Source organism: Bradyrhizobium sp. dw_411 (genome assembly GCF_018449695.1).
Taxonomy (GTDB): domain Bacteria; phylum Pseudomonadota; class Alphaproteobacteria; order Rhizobiales; family Xanthobacteraceae; genus Bradyrhizobium.
Genome location: NZ_JAAVUY010000001.1, coordinates 486,408 through 503,671, shown reverse-complemented (window position 1 = coordinate 503,671; position 17,264 = coordinate 486,408). Strand labels below are relative to the sequence as shown.

Genomic DNA, 17,264 nt, shown 5'->3' with positions numbered 1-17,264 from the left:
GCCGGCATTCCCATGTCTGCATAGCCGAACGTAGCATGCGAGATGGGCTCTTTCTGGCGCGATACGCCTCAAGTCCGTCGGATGTCAATCAACGTCGATGTTCCCGACGAGATGACTTGGGTAACTTCTTAACAGCTTTCTTCGCGCCTTGCTTGCTCTTGAGCCGCTGGGCGGATTTTTTCTTCGCTGGAGTGGTGCTTGGATCGATGATTTGGGCGTAGCGAGGTATCACGGTGGGCGCCTTGTCAATCCCAACGACCTTCTCCAATTCACGAAAATATGGCGCGGTCGATTCATTGATGACCCGCTCAATCTCCCGAAAACGCGTCAAGACTTCCTTACCTAGCGGGGTAAGAAAAGCCCCTGCCGTTCTGCCGCCTCGTCGCGTTTCAACGAACGGTTTGTCGCATAGCGAGTTGAGGGTGCGAATGACGCGCCACGTCCGATTAAAAGTAATGTCGACAGCGACGCTCGCGGCTGAGATTGACCCAAACCGGTCGATGGCTTCCAAGATGTTGGCACGCTGGATGCCCACCCCATAGCTTCCCTGACAGAAGTCCAAGTTGAAGGAAAAGAAGATTCCCATTTGCACATCCCCAAGTAGCTGCGTGCCAGATCTTAGTAACGTGAGTAGCACTTTTTTCTGATCTGTATCGCAGCTTTAGCGGAATAGGCGCTGAGCAAAGGGGCAGCCCACGCGATGTAGGATGCTCCTTCCCGAAAGGCAGATCTATTGACTGACTGCCGGCCAGCCGAAGATCGTCCAGAATCATTTCCAATATTGTGCTTGACACAATATTGGGAACAATTAGCGTCCGTCATATCTCTCCTGATATAGCGGTGTGCACGGGGGTGCTCACCGCAATGACGGCGAGGCGAGGTAGTGGGGGTTGTTCTTAAAGAGCGGTTCGCATCGATGGATGTGCGCGCTTGATTTCAGTACCCGGCCCCGTCAACGCGAGAACCGAGCTTTGGGGGTATTCAGTGTCGAGATCGATGAAGGCGCGCCGCGCCGCGCTTCTTTGCGCCACGGCGATGAGCGTGGCCGTATCCAGGCAGGCGATGGGCCAGGAGCGGCAGCCGCAACCGGGGTTGCCGCCCGTCATAGTCCAACCGCCGACACAACGGCCTAACGCAACAGTTCAGGAATCACCTTCAGGTCAGGGGGCGAAACCGCGACGAACGCGCCGGGCGACACGTCGAAGCGCGCCGGCAAATGGCGCAGCGGCGCAAGAAGCTGCAGCTGCTGCGGCGCAGCAGGCTGCGGCGGCGCAGGCCTACCGCACGCGGGAAGGCAGTGAGGCGCAGGGATATAAACCGAGCACCATCAGCAATTTTGGGCCGTTCGGGCAGGTGTCGATTCTCAATGCGCCGTATTCCGTCAACGTCATTTCTAGCGAGATGATGGAAAATATTCAGGCTAGGTCTACGACGGACGTATTCCAAATCAGTCCTGTGGTTCAGGTGGCCACCCCTGACACAGATCTAGGCCAATCGCGTGTAAATCTGCGGGGGTTTCAGAACTTCTCCTACTCCATCGACGGCTTGCGGATCCCCACTTTTAACACAGGGGCCGATTCAATTGAGGACAAGGAACGGGTCGAAATTCTCACTGGTTTGAGCGGCTTTCTGTACGGGGGCGTCGATGTTGGTGGCATGGTCAACTATGTCTACAAGAAACCGACCCCTGTTCCCTATTACAGCGTCACAGCAGGCGACTACGGATACACGTCCGGCTATGTCCATCTCGATGCCGGCGGACCGATCCCGCTCAAGAATTTCGATTACGGCACATTTGGCTACCGGCTAAACATTGTCGGACAGGACGGCGGATTGCCAGCCGCCCCGCAACAAGAAAAAAAATTCCTAATCACCGGCGTCTTCGATTGGAACATCACCCCTGACACGAAGCTTGAACTTATCGCCTCGCATCACGATCAGACGCAGACCTTTGGAGCGAATTGGCTCAATAACACGTTAGCGAACGGAGCGAGTAACTTCGACTATAAGACTGTACCCAACCCCGCCCAGCTTTGGACTCAGCCGTGGGCCCTTGCCGACCTCAAAAACGATCGTCTCGAAGTGAAGTTCGATTCAAAACTAAACGACGTGTTTACAGTCAGGACTGCTTATGCATACGAGCATGACACACTGAATCTACCTTACGACGTTCTAAATTTCTTTGCTCCGACTCTCGCTCTTCCCAACCAATATCGCCAAAATATATTCCTCGAAGGCCGAGAGCTCTTAGTAACCCACTCGGAATATGCTTTTCTGGACTCAGAGTTCCAGACTGGCGCCATCCAACATAAGATAACGGCTGGCGCTTATGGCAATCAAACGACCAACTATTTAGGGTCCGGGGCCGGGTTCTCAACTTCTACCAATACCCTCTACAATATCAGCCAAGGACCCGTTTATACCGCCGGGCCGCCAATCCTCACGCCAACCGCTCCAAATTTCGGACAGTTTTTACTCAGGTCGTCTACGGATATGCAGACCAATCTCGTGATCGGCGACAGCATAAAATTCGACGACCATTGGTCGGTGCTGCTTGGCGGGAACTACGCGACAATCGGTGAACAGAACTTCCAGACCGTCTTTCCGCCGTACGTACTGCAGTCGGCAATTAATCAGTCAAAACTGACTCCGACTTATTCCTTGATCTACAAACCGGTGTCGTGGGCTACGACCTATGCCACCTATAGCGAATCCCTGCAGCCCGGGCAGAATGTAGGGCCGGGTTTCACCAATTCCGGTCAAATTCTGCCGCCATTTCTCGGCAAGGAATACGAGATTGGCGCCAAGGCCGACGTCGGTGGCGTCCTACTGACGGCGGCGTGGTTCAACATCAATAAGGCAAACCAGTTTGCGCAGGCCAATCCAGTCGGGCTACCAACTTTTGTCCAGGACGGCCGCGAAATTCATCAGGGCGTCGAACTGACCGCAACGGGCAACATATTTCCTGGGCTGCGCGTCCTGGGCGGCGTCACCGTAATGGATGCCAAAGTCGAGCAGGCCGCCCTTGCTATCGACGATAACAAGCAACCGGTGAACGTGGCCGATAACTTTGCTAAGGTGACACTAGAATATGACTTGCCGTTCCTGCGCGGCTTGACCCTTACCGGCGGCGCCTACTATGTCGGCAAGTCGCCTGCGGATGCCGTCAATGTGGTGTGGCTTGATCCCTATGTGACCGAGGACATCGGCCTGCGCTACCGGACCATGCTTCCGGCCGGCCAGGAATCGATTTGGCGCCTCAGTGTCAAAAACCTCACCAATCACGCCTACTGGATCAACAACACTTTCGTGGGTGCTCCGCGAACCATCGCCTTTTCGGGGACGATCAAGTTCTGACGGATGACGCTCTGATCAATGAGGCGAGCCTAGAAGCGGATTTCGTCCCAACTAATCGACGTCATCATGTGAGTGGAACTCACGCGCCCGGAGAGAGCCATGAAGATGCAGCTCGGCAAGCCTTCCTAGGTTGCTTCGTTTTGATGGCAGTGACGAGCCAAGCGTTGTGCGTAGAGGAATACGAAAATTGTGACAAGCCGTTTGAGTACAGGCGTGGTCATCATCCTGGCTCTGCTCGGCGCGGGGATCGGCCTGTTTCCGCCCCGCGTGCCGGCGAATCGATCGCCCAGGCCGGGCACCGATGTGAGCGGACACACCGCGGATATAACCAGGCGACCGCGAAGCGTTGCAGTTCTCGCGCCGGTACTATCACCTTACGCAGCCGTCGCAGGTGGTACGGACACCGTCCGGGCGGTTTCCAACATTGTTCGGCGCAATGAGGACAGCGGCGCTTTCCATTTTGTCTTTCCGCGGCTTGCGGAACTGCCGCTGCTGTCGCTCGGCGGAGCCGCTCCAGATCCCGAACTGGTCTTGCGCCTTGAGCCAGATGCCGTTCTTGCTTGGCGCGTTCAGTCGGACGCGTTGGACGCGACCGGATATGCTGGCTTGGTCCAATTTGAATTGAAGGGTAAGGAGGGCTCTGCCGAACGGATCTGGGAGCTTATCGGCAAATTTCTGGGCGACGAACCACGAGCGACGCGGCTTTGGCGGAATGCGCAATCGCAACAGCAAGCCCTGCGGGCACGACTGCCGCACGCGAAACCAATCAGGGTGTTGATCATCAGTCCGAATGACAGCGCATCGACCTGGATCGGCCGGAAGGACTACTTCCTCAGTCCGTTGCTTCAAGGCCTCGGCGCCGAGAACCTGACCGGTGACCTAGGCGCTAGCGGTCCTGTCGGGCTCGAACAAATCCTGTTCTATGAGCCGGATATTATCCTCGTGCCAAGCTTTGTCGACGATGGTGACATCTCCGACATCTATAGCAATCCGGTATGGCAGTCGTTGCGCGCAGTCCGTGAAAAGCGCGTTTATCTGATGCCGCACACGTCAATGTTCAACCTACCGGTCGATGGGACCGCGCTATCGTTCTGGCTGGCTGAAATTCTTCATCCGGTCGTGCCTCATATGGCGCGCGATGTCTATCGCACCGTCTACAGCAATACTTATGGCCGCAGCCTCAGCGACGATGAAATCGACGCCGTTCTGCATCTGAAGAAGAACGCCCACTCTTTTGGCTATGCGAGATTTGGAGCAAGCCAATGAGATCAGGAGGATAACCAATGGGAACGATCGCCTGGATCGGTCAAGGCCTTGCCCCACGAAGCCAACACTCTTCCTTACCCAGACTGCCGTCATTACCACACCATGCCATGCCATGCGGCTTAATCGAGACGGACACATCACGGTTCGCACACGTTGGTCTCATAAGAGGAAGGCTCCCATGACACGAAAGATCCCAACTTTGGTAGTTGCATTTGTAATTCTGTTGAGCCTCAGTGGAATTTCCCGCGCTGCGGATTTCATAGGCTGCATTGGGGAATATCGTGGGCCCAGCGGGTGTGCTGGAGCTTTGAAAGCGCTTCGTATGCTGCCCAAGCCCGACTATTGGCGCGATTGCAATTTTGCGAAGGCAAATCCAATCTTTTCCGACGACAACGCCGCTCATGATTTTTGCGCCAGCAAACATATGCGCGTCGAAGGGGAAGTGCAGAGGTTCTACAATGGCGGGGGCGACGCCTGTGGATACATTATCGATCGGGTAAAGTGTGTTCCTCAGTAATAGGCGGCTTTGGCTCGGCGCGAGGAACCGGTCAGAGCATCTATGGTTTTAGGCTTGTTCTCCAGCTGGGCGTTGTCCATCGAAGCATGCTCTTCCTTGCGCGCACGTTTGTCGCCATTGCCAGATAGGCGCCCGCGGGCCACGTGTAGATGTTCAGCAATCCAGCTTACGTACAGAATTTTCTTGACCGGGCCAAGGCACTACAAGCGGACGTTGACGTTCATGGAGGTTTTTGGCCAACCTTCAATTTCGACTATGTCATGTGAGGATAAATACCGTGGAAAAAAGCATACCCGAAAGCGGCAATATGGCGGGAGCAGGAGTTTACTGGCGCGTTCAGCCATGGATTCATGACAATCCGGTGGGGTTCTTCTTCCGGGAAGTCCAGGGAAAGCCGCTCCGCCACATCGTTCATGAAAAATTGACAGCCGATAGCTGGTCGCTCGATTTGCTGGGTGAGTTCAAAAAGGTGCTCTACGCCAGCGAGAGCTGGGAAGGCGAGCGAAAGAGCCTGATCCTGCGGCACGACACCGATCTGATTTCTCTTGTCGAACTCGTGGACGGGTGGGCCGAGATTTTTACGGCTGGAAACAGTGCTGAGGCGGTCGAACGGACCTCCGCCGCCCTATTCAAGCAGATTGAGAGCGGCGAAGAGACCGCCAAGGTGCCGGTTACGTTCTGGGCGGCCGACCCCGATAAGCGGCCGATGCCGTTCATGCGTAGACTGGAGGCGCCCCGTTGGGCTGAGTTGTCAGGCAACTACGACGGCAATGTCGCGAAGGGAATGGAGCGGTTGTTCGCGCTCAAGTCATGTCCGAAAGCACGCCTGATCCTCTGGCATGGCCAACCAGGAACGGGAAAGACGCATGCGTTGCGCGCGCTTTTGCGCGAATGGCAGTCTTGGTGCGACCCTGCATTCATCACGGACGCCGAGCGCTTCGTCGGTGGAGCGCCGACTTATCTGTTCCAGGTCGCGCGTTTCGGCGGCGGACGCGTTGGGGCTCAAGCGAGCAAGCGCAGCAAACTCATTATTCTGGAGGATGCCGGCGAGCTGATGACGACGGAGGCGCGGGCCATGATCGGCCAAGGTCTTTCCCGTTTGCTCAATCTCACCGATGGCCTGATGGGACAGGGTCTTAACGTCATGGTGCTGATCACCACCAACGAACCGCTCAGCACGATGCATCCGGCAGTCGTCCGTCCGGGCCGGTGCCTTACGGAAATGGAGTTCGGAGCACTTTCCGTGGAGGCGGCCAATCGTTGGCTGCGTGCGAATGGATCAGACGTGACAGTGGTCACACCGACGCCATTGGCGGAACTTTACGCCGCCAGCAGCGGAGGGGAAATCAATCGCGGGGTGCGGAACGCAAATGCCGTATGACGCAATGCCCGAAGACTTAGGAGCTTCGTCTTGGCGGCGATCAGCGTAGCGCCCGGTCCCTTAGGCTCGCAAAGATCTCTTCTTGAACCGAGAAGACGCAGATCAGCGGTGGGCGGACGGTCCGAAAGTCCGACATGAATCGCCCGTCAGAGAAAGGTGCCATCTCTCCAATGATACAGATGCCCTTCATGATCGTCGTCGGATTATTGGAGTGCCTGCCGTGACATCGTTCGTAAGGACGCCCGCCGAATGGAAATCAGGGCCGACTGGATCTGCTCTCGCTTTGCTTGATCGTCCTATTGGTCGCCTTGATGTTAGGGTCGCTGACGCTCGGCCGCTATCCGCGTCGCTACGCGAGGTCGCGCACGTCTTCTTCACAACAGTCCCCTTTGGGACAACTGGCGACTACGCCGACAAGCCGTGGGTGGCGTTGAAATGTCGCATGGATCCGTCAGAAGGCTAAGACTATCGGTTCAGGCAGAGCCGCCAATCGGCCGGTTGTTGGGCTTCGGAGCCAGCGTATTCGTTTGTCCAAGGCGATTGACCCGTGGTCGAGAGCGCGTCGCCGAACATTCTAAAAGAAGAACCGCTAGATAATTCTCTCGATTTGAATGAGTGACCGTGCCTCGCAAGGCGCGATCAGCACCACGATCGCGTTGGTCCTGATCGGTGGGGGCTGGGAGATTGATCCTGTCTCACGCGTTTCTTCATGCCCGGGCATGTCCAGGCTTGTCCCAGGCATCCATCTCTTATGGTGGCAGCAGCGAGAAAGACTTGGATGGCCGGGACAAGCCCGGCCATGGAGAGTAATCAACCTTCCAGCAACACGATGATCTCGTCGGCCAGACCCGACTGCTGAGGAACGAAGCCGGTTCGTCTTCCTTGGCGACTACATCGATCGAGGCATAGACAGTAGCGGCGTTCTTGATCTCTTGATCGCCCTTCAAAAGTGGTCACCTGATGAGATGAGATTATCTGCTTGCTGGGTAACCACGAAGCTATGTTGCTCGCGGCAATTGAAAGTGAAATGAACGAGGCACGGTGGCTTCGAAACGGCGGAGATCAAACACTGCGCAGCTTTCGCGCAGCGAGAGCGGTCGACATTCCCGACAAATACCAAGCCTGGTTGCGATCACTCCCAAAGTTCTATGATGATGGTCGGCGCTTCTTAGTTCACGCTGGCGTCCATCCAGACCGGCCGCTTGATCAACAGGACGAGCACGATCTACTCTGGATTCGCGAGCCGTTTCTATCGGACGGGAGGGATTATGGCCGCTTGATCGTCCATGGACATACTCCGATCCGTGGTGGGCTGCCGGACCAACGCCCGAACCGTATGAATCTCGACACCGGGGCCGTGTTTGGACGGCCGCTGACGGCAGCTATTTTTACCGATGAGAATACGGCACCGGAACGGTTTCTGACCGCGGGGCCCAATTAGCAGCCGCACGGTTGGAGACTAGAAGGGCTTCTTGCGCACCCTTTTGGGCGGTGGCTTGAGAAACTCGGCAGCTTCGACTTCCAGCACCTCCGCCAGCTTGCTGATGATCTCCAAGCCGACGAACGTTCCGCCCTGCTCCAGCTTGCTCATGTAGGTTCTGTTCACGCCGGCTTCATAGGCCAAATCCTCTTGGGACAGCCCCTTGGCGTTCCGGAAGCGGCGTAGATTGGCTGCGAATACTTGGCGAAGGTCCATGCCTCAGCCAACCAAGCTGTCGCTTATTAACCCACCGCTTTAAACAGACAAAATTCTGGACTTTGCGCCGGCGGAAACATTAGAACTACTCGGCTGAATCCAAGCCACGCGAAACAGCATCAAGATTGGGGGCTGATTTGACCGACACCACGACGAGCGACGAGACATGGTTTTATGCGCAGGGCGGCCAACGCAAAGGCCCTGTACCGGCCAGCAAGCTACGCGAACTCCTGGCAGACCAGACGATCGATGGAGAAACGCCGATCTGGCGTAAAGGCTTGGCCGACTGGCAGCCGCTGCGAACCACGGAAATAGGCGTGCAGCTCAAGGATACCCCGCCAGCCATTGCCGCAAACCACGTCAACAACGGCTTGGTTTGGACGCTCGCCGTCGCACCAATTGCATATGTGTTCGTCGATATCGCAATCCTCGGCTTCCAGTTTAAGCACCCGTACGAAGACTACGAATTCTTGTCGAAGCTCTCTTGGCTCATTCCTCTTCTGGTAAATGGCGGGCTGTGCCTTCTTGACGAACAGCAACTCAAGCGCGCCGGCTACAGCTCCGGATGGATGACGTTCTTTGCCCTGTTGTTGGCGCCCGTCTACCTCTTCGTGCGCGCGCAACGCCTGCGGCAGACGCCGACCTATGGCTTCGTCTGGATCGGATCGTTCATCGCCTCGATAATTCTGCGAGCAATGTGACATGCATCCGAGTTCTCAACCTCCTGCGGACGACACCACTTTCATCATCTTCCTGGGCTTAGGTTTCCTCATTGTCGGCATCATCTACATCATGCCGAGCATCGTGGCATTCCGGCGCAACCACCCGAACCGTTGGATCATCCTCGTCATCAATATCGCCTTCGGCGGCACCGTCATTGGCTGGGGGATCGCGCTGGTCTGGGCGATGCGGGCGGCTCATCGAGTTGGCTCTACGAGCAGCGGTGGCGAGTCCGGGCTTAACCTCTTCATCAACGATGCGAAAAAGATTCAGGTCGTCGAGCCGCCAGCGATATCTCATCCATCCGTCGCTCAGGAGCTGGAACGCCTCCATGATCTCCTTACACGAGGTGCAATATCCCAGGCCGAATTCGATGATCTGAAAGCTAACCTTCTTGGCAGCGCGACTCGACGTTGAGATGGGACAAATGAAAATGCGATTGATTATTATGCTCCTGCTATCCGTCTTCTGTGTTGGCCACCTCACCGCAGAGGAACTCTCCTTCTACAAAAAGGAGACGGATAATTGGTGGACCGTGTTCGGCGGCGCCGACACGGAGACCGGCCAAGCTACTTGCTGGGGCCGTGCGAGCAAAAAGGATGGATCGCTTTTTGAGCTCCATCGCTCCCTGGTTGACGGTGAACTCTGGGCCTTCGTCCACAACACCGAGTGGGAAATTCAAGGTCCCGACCAGGGCTCGCTGCGCTGGAATTTCTTCAGTGACCGGAAAGACGGCCTGATCGCCGGTGCCAATTTCGATTACGTCCTCAAAGACAAGAATACGATCCTAATTCTGCAGATTGAGCCCAAACAATTCTCCGAGGCACTGTGGAATGCTCGATATTTCACCCTCGTGATGCCGGGGAATGTGGCTAACCTGTCGCTCAGTTTTGAGAGCAAGGGCGGTTCGATGCTCACATCGCTGGCGGAGTGCGTCAAGCAGAACGAGAAGAAGTACAAGAATTTCAAACCGTCCCTCGAAAAAATCCCGGATGCGGTCAAGGAACAGCTCTAGGCGCCGCCCCCGTTTTCCCACCCGTCGGATCATCCATGTACTCAGCGCTATAGCATTGCGGATCTCCCGAGCCAGGTTGATCCGTGTTATCGGGGGTAATGCAGTTTCACCGCTATATGACCACCGACGCGTTCGCACACAAGATTGACTCCCTTCACGCTTTTCATGGTCGGAAAGTCGGGTCAAGCTTGCTTGAATACCTCGAAAAGCAGGGCTTGCTCTGCCCGCGGATGCGCATCCGCTATCCTGACCCGGTGGCACGCCGATTTTGGCTGATGGCGCACGAACATTGGGGACCGCGCCAGTTACGCCATCCAACCGAGCCGGACGGGCCACGCTGGGATGCAGCCGTCGAGCTGGATGAGGCGTTTTATCGGTGGCGAAATAGCTTGGCTTACGGTCCGTCCGTCAATCCGCTCGACGATCTAGCACCGCGGTTTTCTGAGTTTATTCAGCGCCCGTCGGTCGCAACGTTCGAAGCTTGGCTGGATATGCGCGTCGACGTGAGCAATGACGTCGAGACAAACATGTTCGACGGGATAAATGTCGAGACGTATTATTCGACATGGCAAGTCCTGTTGGCTGCCGAGGTGGCAGGCGCCGGGGTACACATCAGAATTAATCTCGGCGACGAAGCTATTTTACGGCGCGCCGTGGAAGCGCTGGGAGCTGGCAGGCTTCCTGATGGTTCAGGGCCTTCCTATGATTTTACCCCGTTCCATGCGGCGCGCGGATTTGCGGACCATCAAGTGTCCTTGGACGCGATCGTTTGGTTCGCTGAGGAGCGCTCGCGTCTTCTGTCGGAAATCATCAAGGGACAAGGGCGGACGCTTTCGGCTCAGCGCGGCGCAAAGCGCGCAGTATGAACAAGAGACGACCGCGTTGTCGGAGGCAACGGTTGGCCGCCTTGCCGTAACTGTCGATCAACTCGTTGCTGCAATCCGATTTCTCGCAGAACGTTGGTCCGAATGGAAGAGGGAGGGTCGTCCGCTGATTGCGGACGCCTATCAAGCCGTTTTAGAGAAAGCCGTCATATTGGCACGACGAACCGGCGACTTGAAGTTCGCTGAGTTGCGGGACCGCATCGGACGGGTCAGCGGATGGTTCAAGCCGGCTTTGGATGTCATCTGGCCGGATTGGGCGGCGGAAGAGAAAGAGCGCGTACATCTGACGCTTAAGGCGTCGCTGGCGACGGCTGGTTCAACGGGTGTTTCGGATGCGGACATCGCCGCTTTTGTGGATTTCCTGGCGAAGGAAGGCCAAGAGGCATTCTTCTGGCGGCTCCGATCATTCGTGGAGCATGCGCTGCGCGGCAACGAATTCGCGATCGAGGGCATGAAAAGTGATGTGCAGGGACTATCCGTCGTCGTCGAGCACATTGCGGTTGCCCTGGGCGGCACCGGCACCCAGCTTTTTCAGAAGTTCAGGCAACTCTGGAAGGATCCGCAGGTCCTGCGTCTGCTCGATCGCAATGACGTTACGGATCTCCGTAAGCAGTACACGTTCCCGACCAACTGGTCGGCGCAGAAAGCGGCGTTTCAGGCTCTACGCGCCGAACCGAGCGGAGAGATCGTTGCCGACCTGGTAGCGGCGCACCGGATCCGCGCTTCCGTCCATGAAGCGCTGCCGGAAGGCGATCACTTCGAGCTGGAGGCATTCTTCGTGGGTTTGATACGCACTGCGCTGCTTACTTTTCTACAGGTCCGCGGCTAGGCGAAGCGACCAGTCTTAACAAGGCCGACAGTGCGCGCAAACCGCTACTGGCGGCGGACGGTATGTGCTCATATGGTTCAAGGGATCGCCCCAGCGCAAGGACCTGCTGCAGTGTTTCGAGCATTCATATGCCGACCCTTTTTCTAACGCGGTATTCCGTCAATATTGATGTGGTCGACAATCTTGCTCCATCCGGGCTCCATGCGACACCCGAGCCCGGATTTGCGCGCAAGAATTCTGAAACCTCGTCCAAACAGCCGAACTCGACGGCATCCATGTTTGAACCTCGATGATAGATCTTCTTCCTTCATTAAATTTGATCACGCGAAGCAAGGCGGCATCCAATGAATAATGCGGCGATAGTCCCGAACACTGAAGCGGTCGCTCGAAAATGCTACGCCAATACTTTCGACAAACGCGTGGTGGTGAACAATCTCCGCTCGATTGTGGTTGAAGCCATCGTAAGCGCAATGCTTCCGGATTGGCGGTGGTGCGCTCACGATTGGGCTGGGTGGGATTTTGAACATTCTGACGGTCACCGCCTGGAGGTCAAGCAGTGCGCTGCTTTGCAGACATGGGAATCGGATAAGCCACCTCGGCCGGTATACGACATACGTGAGAGGACGGGCTATCATGATAATCACGGTTGGACGGCGCAAAAGGGACGATACGCGCACGCCTACCTTTTCGGATATCATCCGAATGTAACGCCCGAAGCGGATCACCGGGACGCATGGCAGTGGGAGTTTTACTTAGTCGCCACCTCAGCGCTCCCGAATTCAAGGACGATCTCATTGAAGCATGTTAATCTCTTGACGACGGCGTTCCAGGTTGCCGAGCTTCCTGCTCGAGTTCGCGAATTTCGAAGCAGCTTACAACCGTGAGCCGCTTCCTTTAGCCAATTGATCCGCCAGTTTTCGTCAATCGAGGGTTTTGGAATTTGTCCGGCGTTGGCACAACGTCAGCCGAGATGTGCCGCTTGATCCCCGCCTACTTCCGAGCTTTCAGCCTCGTCGCAAAGGCTCGGCCAATTGGGGTAAGGTCTTGGCTCATCGTCAAGCCTTCAACCTGAAGTACATCTTCATCAATCTGATCGCAACGACGTTGGGCATACCTGAACTGTCCCTCACTCAAAGTTGCGGAGTGCATGAGGGCGGCAAAAAAGTCCTGAATGACTCGAAACACGTACAAAGCATGCAGCACGCCACGAGTGGGACGGACTTCCTGCCGCCACGGCGAAAAATGAGCTTCCTTCTCGGCCGCAATCAACGCGATCTGTTCTTCAATCAGTGTGAGCTGTAGGTGCATGCACTCGTGCAGAATTCCTTCGGCTAACCGAAGATCATCATTGGGTCTGCCTTCTCGCTCTATCGACGTGGCGAAAGCTCAGGACTTGATCTCGACGCAACTGCGTCCCTGTTTGATCCAAGCGTGGAACTGGTAGATGCAAGAGACATTCTAGAGAAGCTCGACTACGCGGCTGCAAAAAAACAGAAAGGGGCAAAAGATCTATTGGACCGCATCAAGAACGCGTTAGCGAAATTATTGCCCGACGTGGAAAGCGCGTCAGCGATCACTCTGTATGGTCCGATTCAGCCCGGAGCAAAGGGTCAAAAATCTGGAGTTCAGGTCAAAACGCCTTATGGCGAGGTGCCACTTGAAGCGCTTAGCTTGGCCTCCCGCGCGTCTCGCGGCTGATAAGCTTTTGTCAGAAAGCTTACCGATGGGCAGAATCGAATAGCTACATTGGACCGAACCTACCACTCAACGCGGCCCACCGTTCATGAGTCAAGTGGTGGAATTTTACTTAGTTCGCGCAGCATCGCTTCCGGCGGGAATTCGCCATAGGTGTCTGCGACTGTTTTACGACCATGGCCGGTCATAGCATCAAGAATATCGACTGCCAGCCCGTTACGGCGGCCTAGCGTCTTGAGACGATGACGCCAGGAATGATTGGGTGAAATTCGCTTGTCCGTCACGCCGAGTGACCTGATCCAACGACTCAGTACCTTGGTCCCCGTGCCGCCGCGGCTGCCGAAACGGTCCGGCGCTAGATCGACGAACAGCGGCCCTTTCTTGATCGAAGCTGAAAACTTCAGGAAACCTTCTTCCCTCAACGCCGAGTGAATGGGCACCACGCGCTCCGAGTTTACGTTTTTTAGCGACCCGGCTTCCGCAGCGAAAGCAATGCACCATATGCCGTCGATCTGCTTGATGTCCTCGGAGCGCAGCTGACAAATTTCTGCAATTCGCGCACCCGTGTAGGCACAAACCCAAGGCACCCACCGCTTATGCGCCTCCTTCGATGTACGCGCCGCGCGCAGGACGAGCTTGGCTTCCTCGTCCGTGTATCCTCGCCTCTTCTCGGTTGACCGACTTTTCAGATCGATGTTGATGCGAGCAGCAGGATTGGTATTGAGCTTGCGGTTATCGACCGCCCATTGAAAAATTGCTCGAGCGGGGGCCAGCTTGCTATCGCGAATGGTCTTCGCCGCCCGACCCTTTGCGAGGAGATCTGCTTTCCAGCTTACAAGATCGTCAGCGCTCACTCGTCGTGCATCATCGTGGCCCACAAATTCCGAAAGCTCCGTCATGACACGGCGCCAACTGTACTCCGTCTTTTCGTTCGGCTTCTTCTCCACGAGCCAACCCAGAATGACCGCTTCGAAAGTAAGTGGTGCGGCTGGCGTCCGAGGTTTCGACGGTTCCCATCCACCCGAACTGATGTCCTGTTTGCCGAGCAGGTAGGCTTCATGAGCCTGGATAATCCGTTGCACCTGGATCGACGCGGCCCGAACCAGCCGTTCGCGATCCTCGGGGCGAGGAGTTATGCCTCTTCCAATTACGTGCTCATCGACAAGCGCGTAGCATATGTTTTGTTGTTCGAGCTGCTTCCAGTCGGCTGGGCTCAGCGCTTGCGTGATGTCGGTGTAGACGTCATGCGTGTCAGACGCGATCCAGAGCCTCGCCCCAACTTCGACATCCCATCGCAAAGGCTGGTAAGGATCCGCTTCCAGTCGGCGTCGAAGTTGCTCGCCAATTTCCGAAGCGAGTCTCGCGATATCATCCGGTGACAACTGACGCTGGCCAAGGCGCAGATTAGCCCAACGCTCTTCGACTTCAGCCAACTTCAACGCATGAAGGCGTTTGGCCTCGCCAGGGTCGCGAGTCCCCAAACTGAAGTGCTCTTCCCGCTTCCCGATTAGGCTGCGGAGATCGTCCGGAACACGTTTCCGAAACCAATAATAGCCGCTGCTGGGATGCTTCTGGGGTCGAGTCATTGCAAGCGCCATGTGTGCCACCCGTGTGTACTATTCGGGCGGCGAAAAGCCTATAGCAATCAATGACCTGTTGATTTTATTAGATTTCTTGTGCCGATGGCGGAGAGGGAGGGATTCGAACCCCCGATAGGCTTGCACCTATGCCGCATTTCGAGTGCGGTGCATTCGACCACTCTGCCACCTCTCCAGGCGCCATGACGGGCGGTCAAAAGCCCTTTGGTCGGGGCGTGTTCTAGGCGAGGTTGGCCGGGCAGACAAGGCGCGGGACGCGAAATTCCCATGCGCGCGGCAGCAAACCGCCGCCGGATGAAGGGTGGGACCGCCAGACGCGAAAAAAACCGGCGGTCCCGTGTCGCGTCATTGAAATTCTGGCCGGGAAGTGCGGCTTCGCGGGCCAACTGAGCGACAGATGAACCCTAGCAATCCCGTCGCGCGCGGCAACGCGATCCCGTTTTTAACCTAACCGGTCAAGGTTACCCGGCCCGATTCGCCGGGATTCACCAGTTCTCGTGGCGGCTTGATTCGAAGTTAGAGCCTTATCGGTTCTGATTAAATCAGAACCGGGCTTTAATCTTTTGTTTTGACGCGTTTTCTTCACGCGAACCGGTATCCACTTCGCTCGAAAACGCTCTCGTTCACAGCGGTAGGCGCTCCCGGCGAACCCAGCCCTGAACGGAAGGCCGTTCCCACTGCGCTTTCGCATAGCGAACCAGCGCAAGTGGAACCTGATCGCCATTCACGATCAGCCGGTTAAGCATTAACGCCAGATCCACATCGGCAATCGACCAATCGCCGCACAGATTGTCGCCGCCATGGCCGAGCAATTCGGACGCCCCCGCGCAGAGCTTTCGCGAGGCCGCCTGTGCCGCAGCGGAGAGCGGCGTCGAGACTGGCCGTTGATAGAAGATGGTCGGTGTCGGGCGCTCCAGTCGGATCGGCAGAAAATCGCTTCGCAGCCAGGCCTGAACCTGGCGCGCTCGCGCCCGCCGCTGCCGATCGCTTGGAAACATCGGCGGATCGGGAAAGGCCTCGTCGAGATATTCCACAATGGCTGACGATTCCGACAGCGCGAAGTTACCGTCGATCAGCGTCGGCACGCGCTGCGTCAGCGATATCAACGCGTAATCCGGATCGTTATTGGCGCCTATGTCGAGATCCACCGTCTGAATTTTAAACGGCAGCTTTTTCTCGGTCAGCGCGACAAACACCGACATCACATAGGGAGATGTGAACTTCGAATCCGCGTAGAGCAGCATGGCCATGTGTCACGTGATGTCCGCCAATGCGAACACCATCGTTCATAGCGGTTTGGAGCTTGCGTGAAAAGTAGCGCCTCAATCGTAGAAGGCCGGGATCAGCTTCAGCTTGTCGGCCTGCTCCTTGTCATGATTGATGAAGAACGATGCCTTGTAGGTTGCGATCATCTTCTTCACTTTTTCCATCGACGCGATCGAGGCGGCCTTGTCGGTATTGAGCGCCGGAACGATATCTTTCTCGAAATTCTCTTCCAGATGCACGACATCGCCGGACAGGATGATGAAGCCGGAATTCTTTAGATGCACCAGCAGTGACTGGCTGCCGGGGGTGTGCCCCGGCGTGGCAAACAACGTCACGCTGCCGTCGCCGAACACATCGGTATCGCCGTCGAGCAGATCGAGCTTCTTCGGGGTCCCCATCAGCTTGCGCGCCAGCGCCATCAATTGATTGATATTGTCGCTCGGCCCGTTGCCGGAATGTATCCAGTTATACTCGGCGCGCTGAATCAACACGGTCGCCCTGGGAAACAAGGCCATGTTGCCGATGTGGTCGCCATGGGTATGCGATACGGCAACCCGGCCGATATCGTCCGGCTTCAGCCCGATTTCGGCGAACTGATCCGTCAGCGTCTTGTCGAGGTGATAGACGATCAATTTGGGCAGCGTGGACCAGCCCTTGGGATCGTTATGCGCGGACTCCGGCACACCGGTATCCCAGAGCAGCCAATCATTGCCATGCTTCATCAGCCAGCAGGTCGACGAGAACTGGATACTGCGTCCGACGTTGGCGCCCGGCGTCCATACCGATTCGTCATTGGCCAGCGAGCGGCCGCAATCGATCCGGAAAAGCTTGTCGGCGAAGCCGGCCTTGGCGGGATCGGGTAGTTTCGACCCGGCCCTCGCCACTGCTACGCCTTGTTGCGGCTGTTGGGCAGCGGCTGCGACCGCTACAGCGACGACGATAATGGATGCACCGGTCACGGTACGAACAAGACTGATCCAGTTCATCACGACTTGGCTCCCGCGCAAGCTATTGGAGCGACCTCAATGGCGCCGCCGATC

17 protein-coding genes and 1 tRNA gene are annotated in these 17,264 nt (G+C 56.5%); 11 read left to right on the top strand and 7 right to left on the bottom strand.

The genetic code is table 11. From position 1 onward, the window contains the following. Positions 1-88 precede the first annotated feature (88 nt). A complete protein-coding gene (locus HB676_RS02395) occupies positions 89-586 on the bottom strand; it encodes a LysR family transcriptional regulator (RefSeq protein ID WP_213736037.1) in 498 nt (165 codons plus the stop codon). 410 nt (positions 587-996) lie between these two features. Here HB676_RS02395 and HB676_RS02390 point away from each other — a divergent pair, with 410 nt between their 5' ends. The 5 genes from HB676_RS02390 to HB676_RS02370 all read left to right on the top strand — a co-directional run bounded on the left by HB676_RS02390 (position 997) and on the right by HB676_RS02370 (position 7,962). Next, the gene (locus HB676_RS02390) at positions 997-3,357 is read left to right on the top strand and encodes a TonB-dependent siderophore receptor (RefSeq protein ID WP_213736036.1); all 2,361 of its coding nucleotides are present in this window, start codon (positions 997-999) and stop codon (positions 3,355-3,357) included. Between the two features lie 213 nt (positions 3,358-3,570). Beyond that, positions 3,571-4,623, top strand: coding sequence for an ABC transporter substrate-binding protein (locus tag HB676_RS02385; RefSeq protein WP_213736035.1), 1,053 nt, complete (start codon positions 3,571-3,573; stop codon positions 4,621-4,623). A 178-nt stretch (positions 4,624-4,801) separates the two neighbouring features. Next, positions 4,802-5,140 (top strand): hypothetical protein, encoded by a 339-nt coding sequence (locus HB676_RS02380; RefSeq protein ID WP_213736034.1) that lies wholly within the window; start codon positions 4,802-4,804, stop codon positions 5,138-5,140. 277 nt (positions 5,141-5,417) lie between these two features. Then, positions 5,418-6,521: an AAA family ATPase gene (locus HB676_RS02375; protein WP_213736033.1), complete on the top strand. Its 1,104-nt coding sequence runs from the start codon at positions 5,418-5,420 to the stop codon at positions 6,519-6,521. 979 nt (positions 6,522-7,500) lie between these two features. Continuing rightward, a complete protein-coding gene (locus HB676_RS02370; protein WP_213736032.1) occupies positions 7,501-7,962 on the top strand; it encodes a hypothetical protein in 462 nt (153 codons plus the stop codon). An 18-nt stretch (positions 7,963-7,980) separates the two neighbouring features. Here the strand turns inward: HB676_RS02370 and HB676_RS02365 are convergent, their stop codons facing one another. Then, positions 7,981-8,217 (bottom strand): helix-turn-helix transcriptional regulator, encoded by a 237-nt coding sequence (locus HB676_RS02365; RefSeq protein ID WP_213736031.1) that lies wholly within the window; start codon positions 8,215-8,217, stop codon positions 7,981-7,983. 137 nt (positions 8,218-8,354) lie between these two features. Here HB676_RS02365 and HB676_RS02360 point away from each other — a divergent pair, with 137 nt between their 5' ends. The 5 genes from HB676_RS02360 to HB676_RS02340 all read left to right on the top strand — a co-directional run bounded on the left by HB676_RS02360 (position 8,355) and on the right by HB676_RS02340 (position 11,665). Beyond that, positions 8,355-8,918 (top strand): DUF4339 domain-containing protein, encoded by a 564-nt coding sequence (locus HB676_RS02360; RefSeq protein ID WP_213736030.1) that lies wholly within the window; start codon positions 8,355-8,357, stop codon positions 8,916-8,918. 1 nt (position 8,919) lies between these two features. Then, complete coding sequence (locus HB676_RS02355; protein WP_213736029.1) at positions 8,920-9,354, top strand: superinfection immunity protein; 435 nt, start codon at positions 8,920-8,922, stop codon at positions 9,352-9,354. Between the two features lie 16 nt (positions 9,355-9,370). Next, the gene (locus tag HB676_RS02350; protein ID WP_213736028.1) at positions 9,371-9,952 is read left to right on the top strand and encodes a hypothetical protein; all 582 of its coding nucleotides are present in this window, start codon (positions 9,371-9,373) and stop codon (positions 9,950-9,952) included. 116 nt (positions 9,953-10,068) lie between these two features. After that, a complete protein-coding gene (locus HB676_RS02345) occupies positions 10,069-10,818 on the top strand; it encodes a hypothetical protein (RefSeq protein WP_213736027.1) in 750 nt (249 codons plus the stop codon). A gap of 16 nt (positions 10,819-10,834) precedes the next feature. Continuing rightward, positions 10,835-11,665 carry a hypothetical protein gene (locus HB676_RS02340; RefSeq protein ID WP_213736026.1) on the top strand — a complete coding sequence of 277 codons (831 nt, stop codon included), beginning with the start codon at positions 10,835-10,837 and terminating at the stop codon, positions 11,663-11,665. Positions 11,666-12,655: 990 nt separating this feature from the next. Here the strand turns inward: HB676_RS02340 and HB676_RS02335 are convergent. Then, entirely contained in the window at positions 12,656-13,036 is a 381-nt protein-coding gene (locus HB676_RS02335) for an HEXXH motif-containing putative peptide modification protein (RefSeq protein ID WP_213736119.1), read from the bottom strand. 60 nt (positions 13,037-13,096) lie between these two features. Between HB676_RS02335 and HB676_RS02330 the strand changes: the two genes are divergently transcribed. After that, positions 13,097-13,363, top strand: coding sequence for a hypothetical protein (locus tag HB676_RS02330; protein WP_213736025.1), 267 nt, complete (start codon positions 13,097-13,099; stop codon positions 13,361-13,363). Between the two features lie 83 nt (positions 13,364-13,446). Here HB676_RS02330 and HB676_RS02325 read toward each other — a convergent pair whose 3' ends face one another. From HB676_RS02325 to HB676_RS02310, 4 genes are all read right to left on the bottom strand, one after another. After that, positions 13,447-14,958, bottom strand: coding sequence for a site-specific integrase (locus HB676_RS02325; protein WP_213736024.1), 1,512 nt, complete (start codon positions 14,956-14,958; stop codon positions 13,447-13,449). An 85-nt stretch (positions 14,959-15,043) separates the two neighbouring features. Then, positions 15,044-15,133: transfer RNA gene (locus HB676_RS02320), tRNA-Ser, on the bottom strand. Positions 15,134-15,581: 448 nt separating this feature from the next. Continuing rightward, the gene (gene yfcF, locus HB676_RS02315; protein ID WP_213736023.1) at positions 15,582-16,208 is read right to left on the bottom strand and encodes a glutathione transferase; all 627 of its coding nucleotides are present in this window, start codon (positions 16,206-16,208) and stop codon (positions 15,582-15,584) included. 72 nt (positions 16,209-16,280) lie between these two features. Then, entirely contained in the window at positions 16,281-17,210 is a 930-nt protein-coding gene (locus tag HB676_RS02310; protein ID WP_213736022.1) for an N-acyl homoserine lactonase family protein, read from the bottom strand. Between the last annotated feature and the right edge of the window lie 54 nt (positions 17,211-17,264).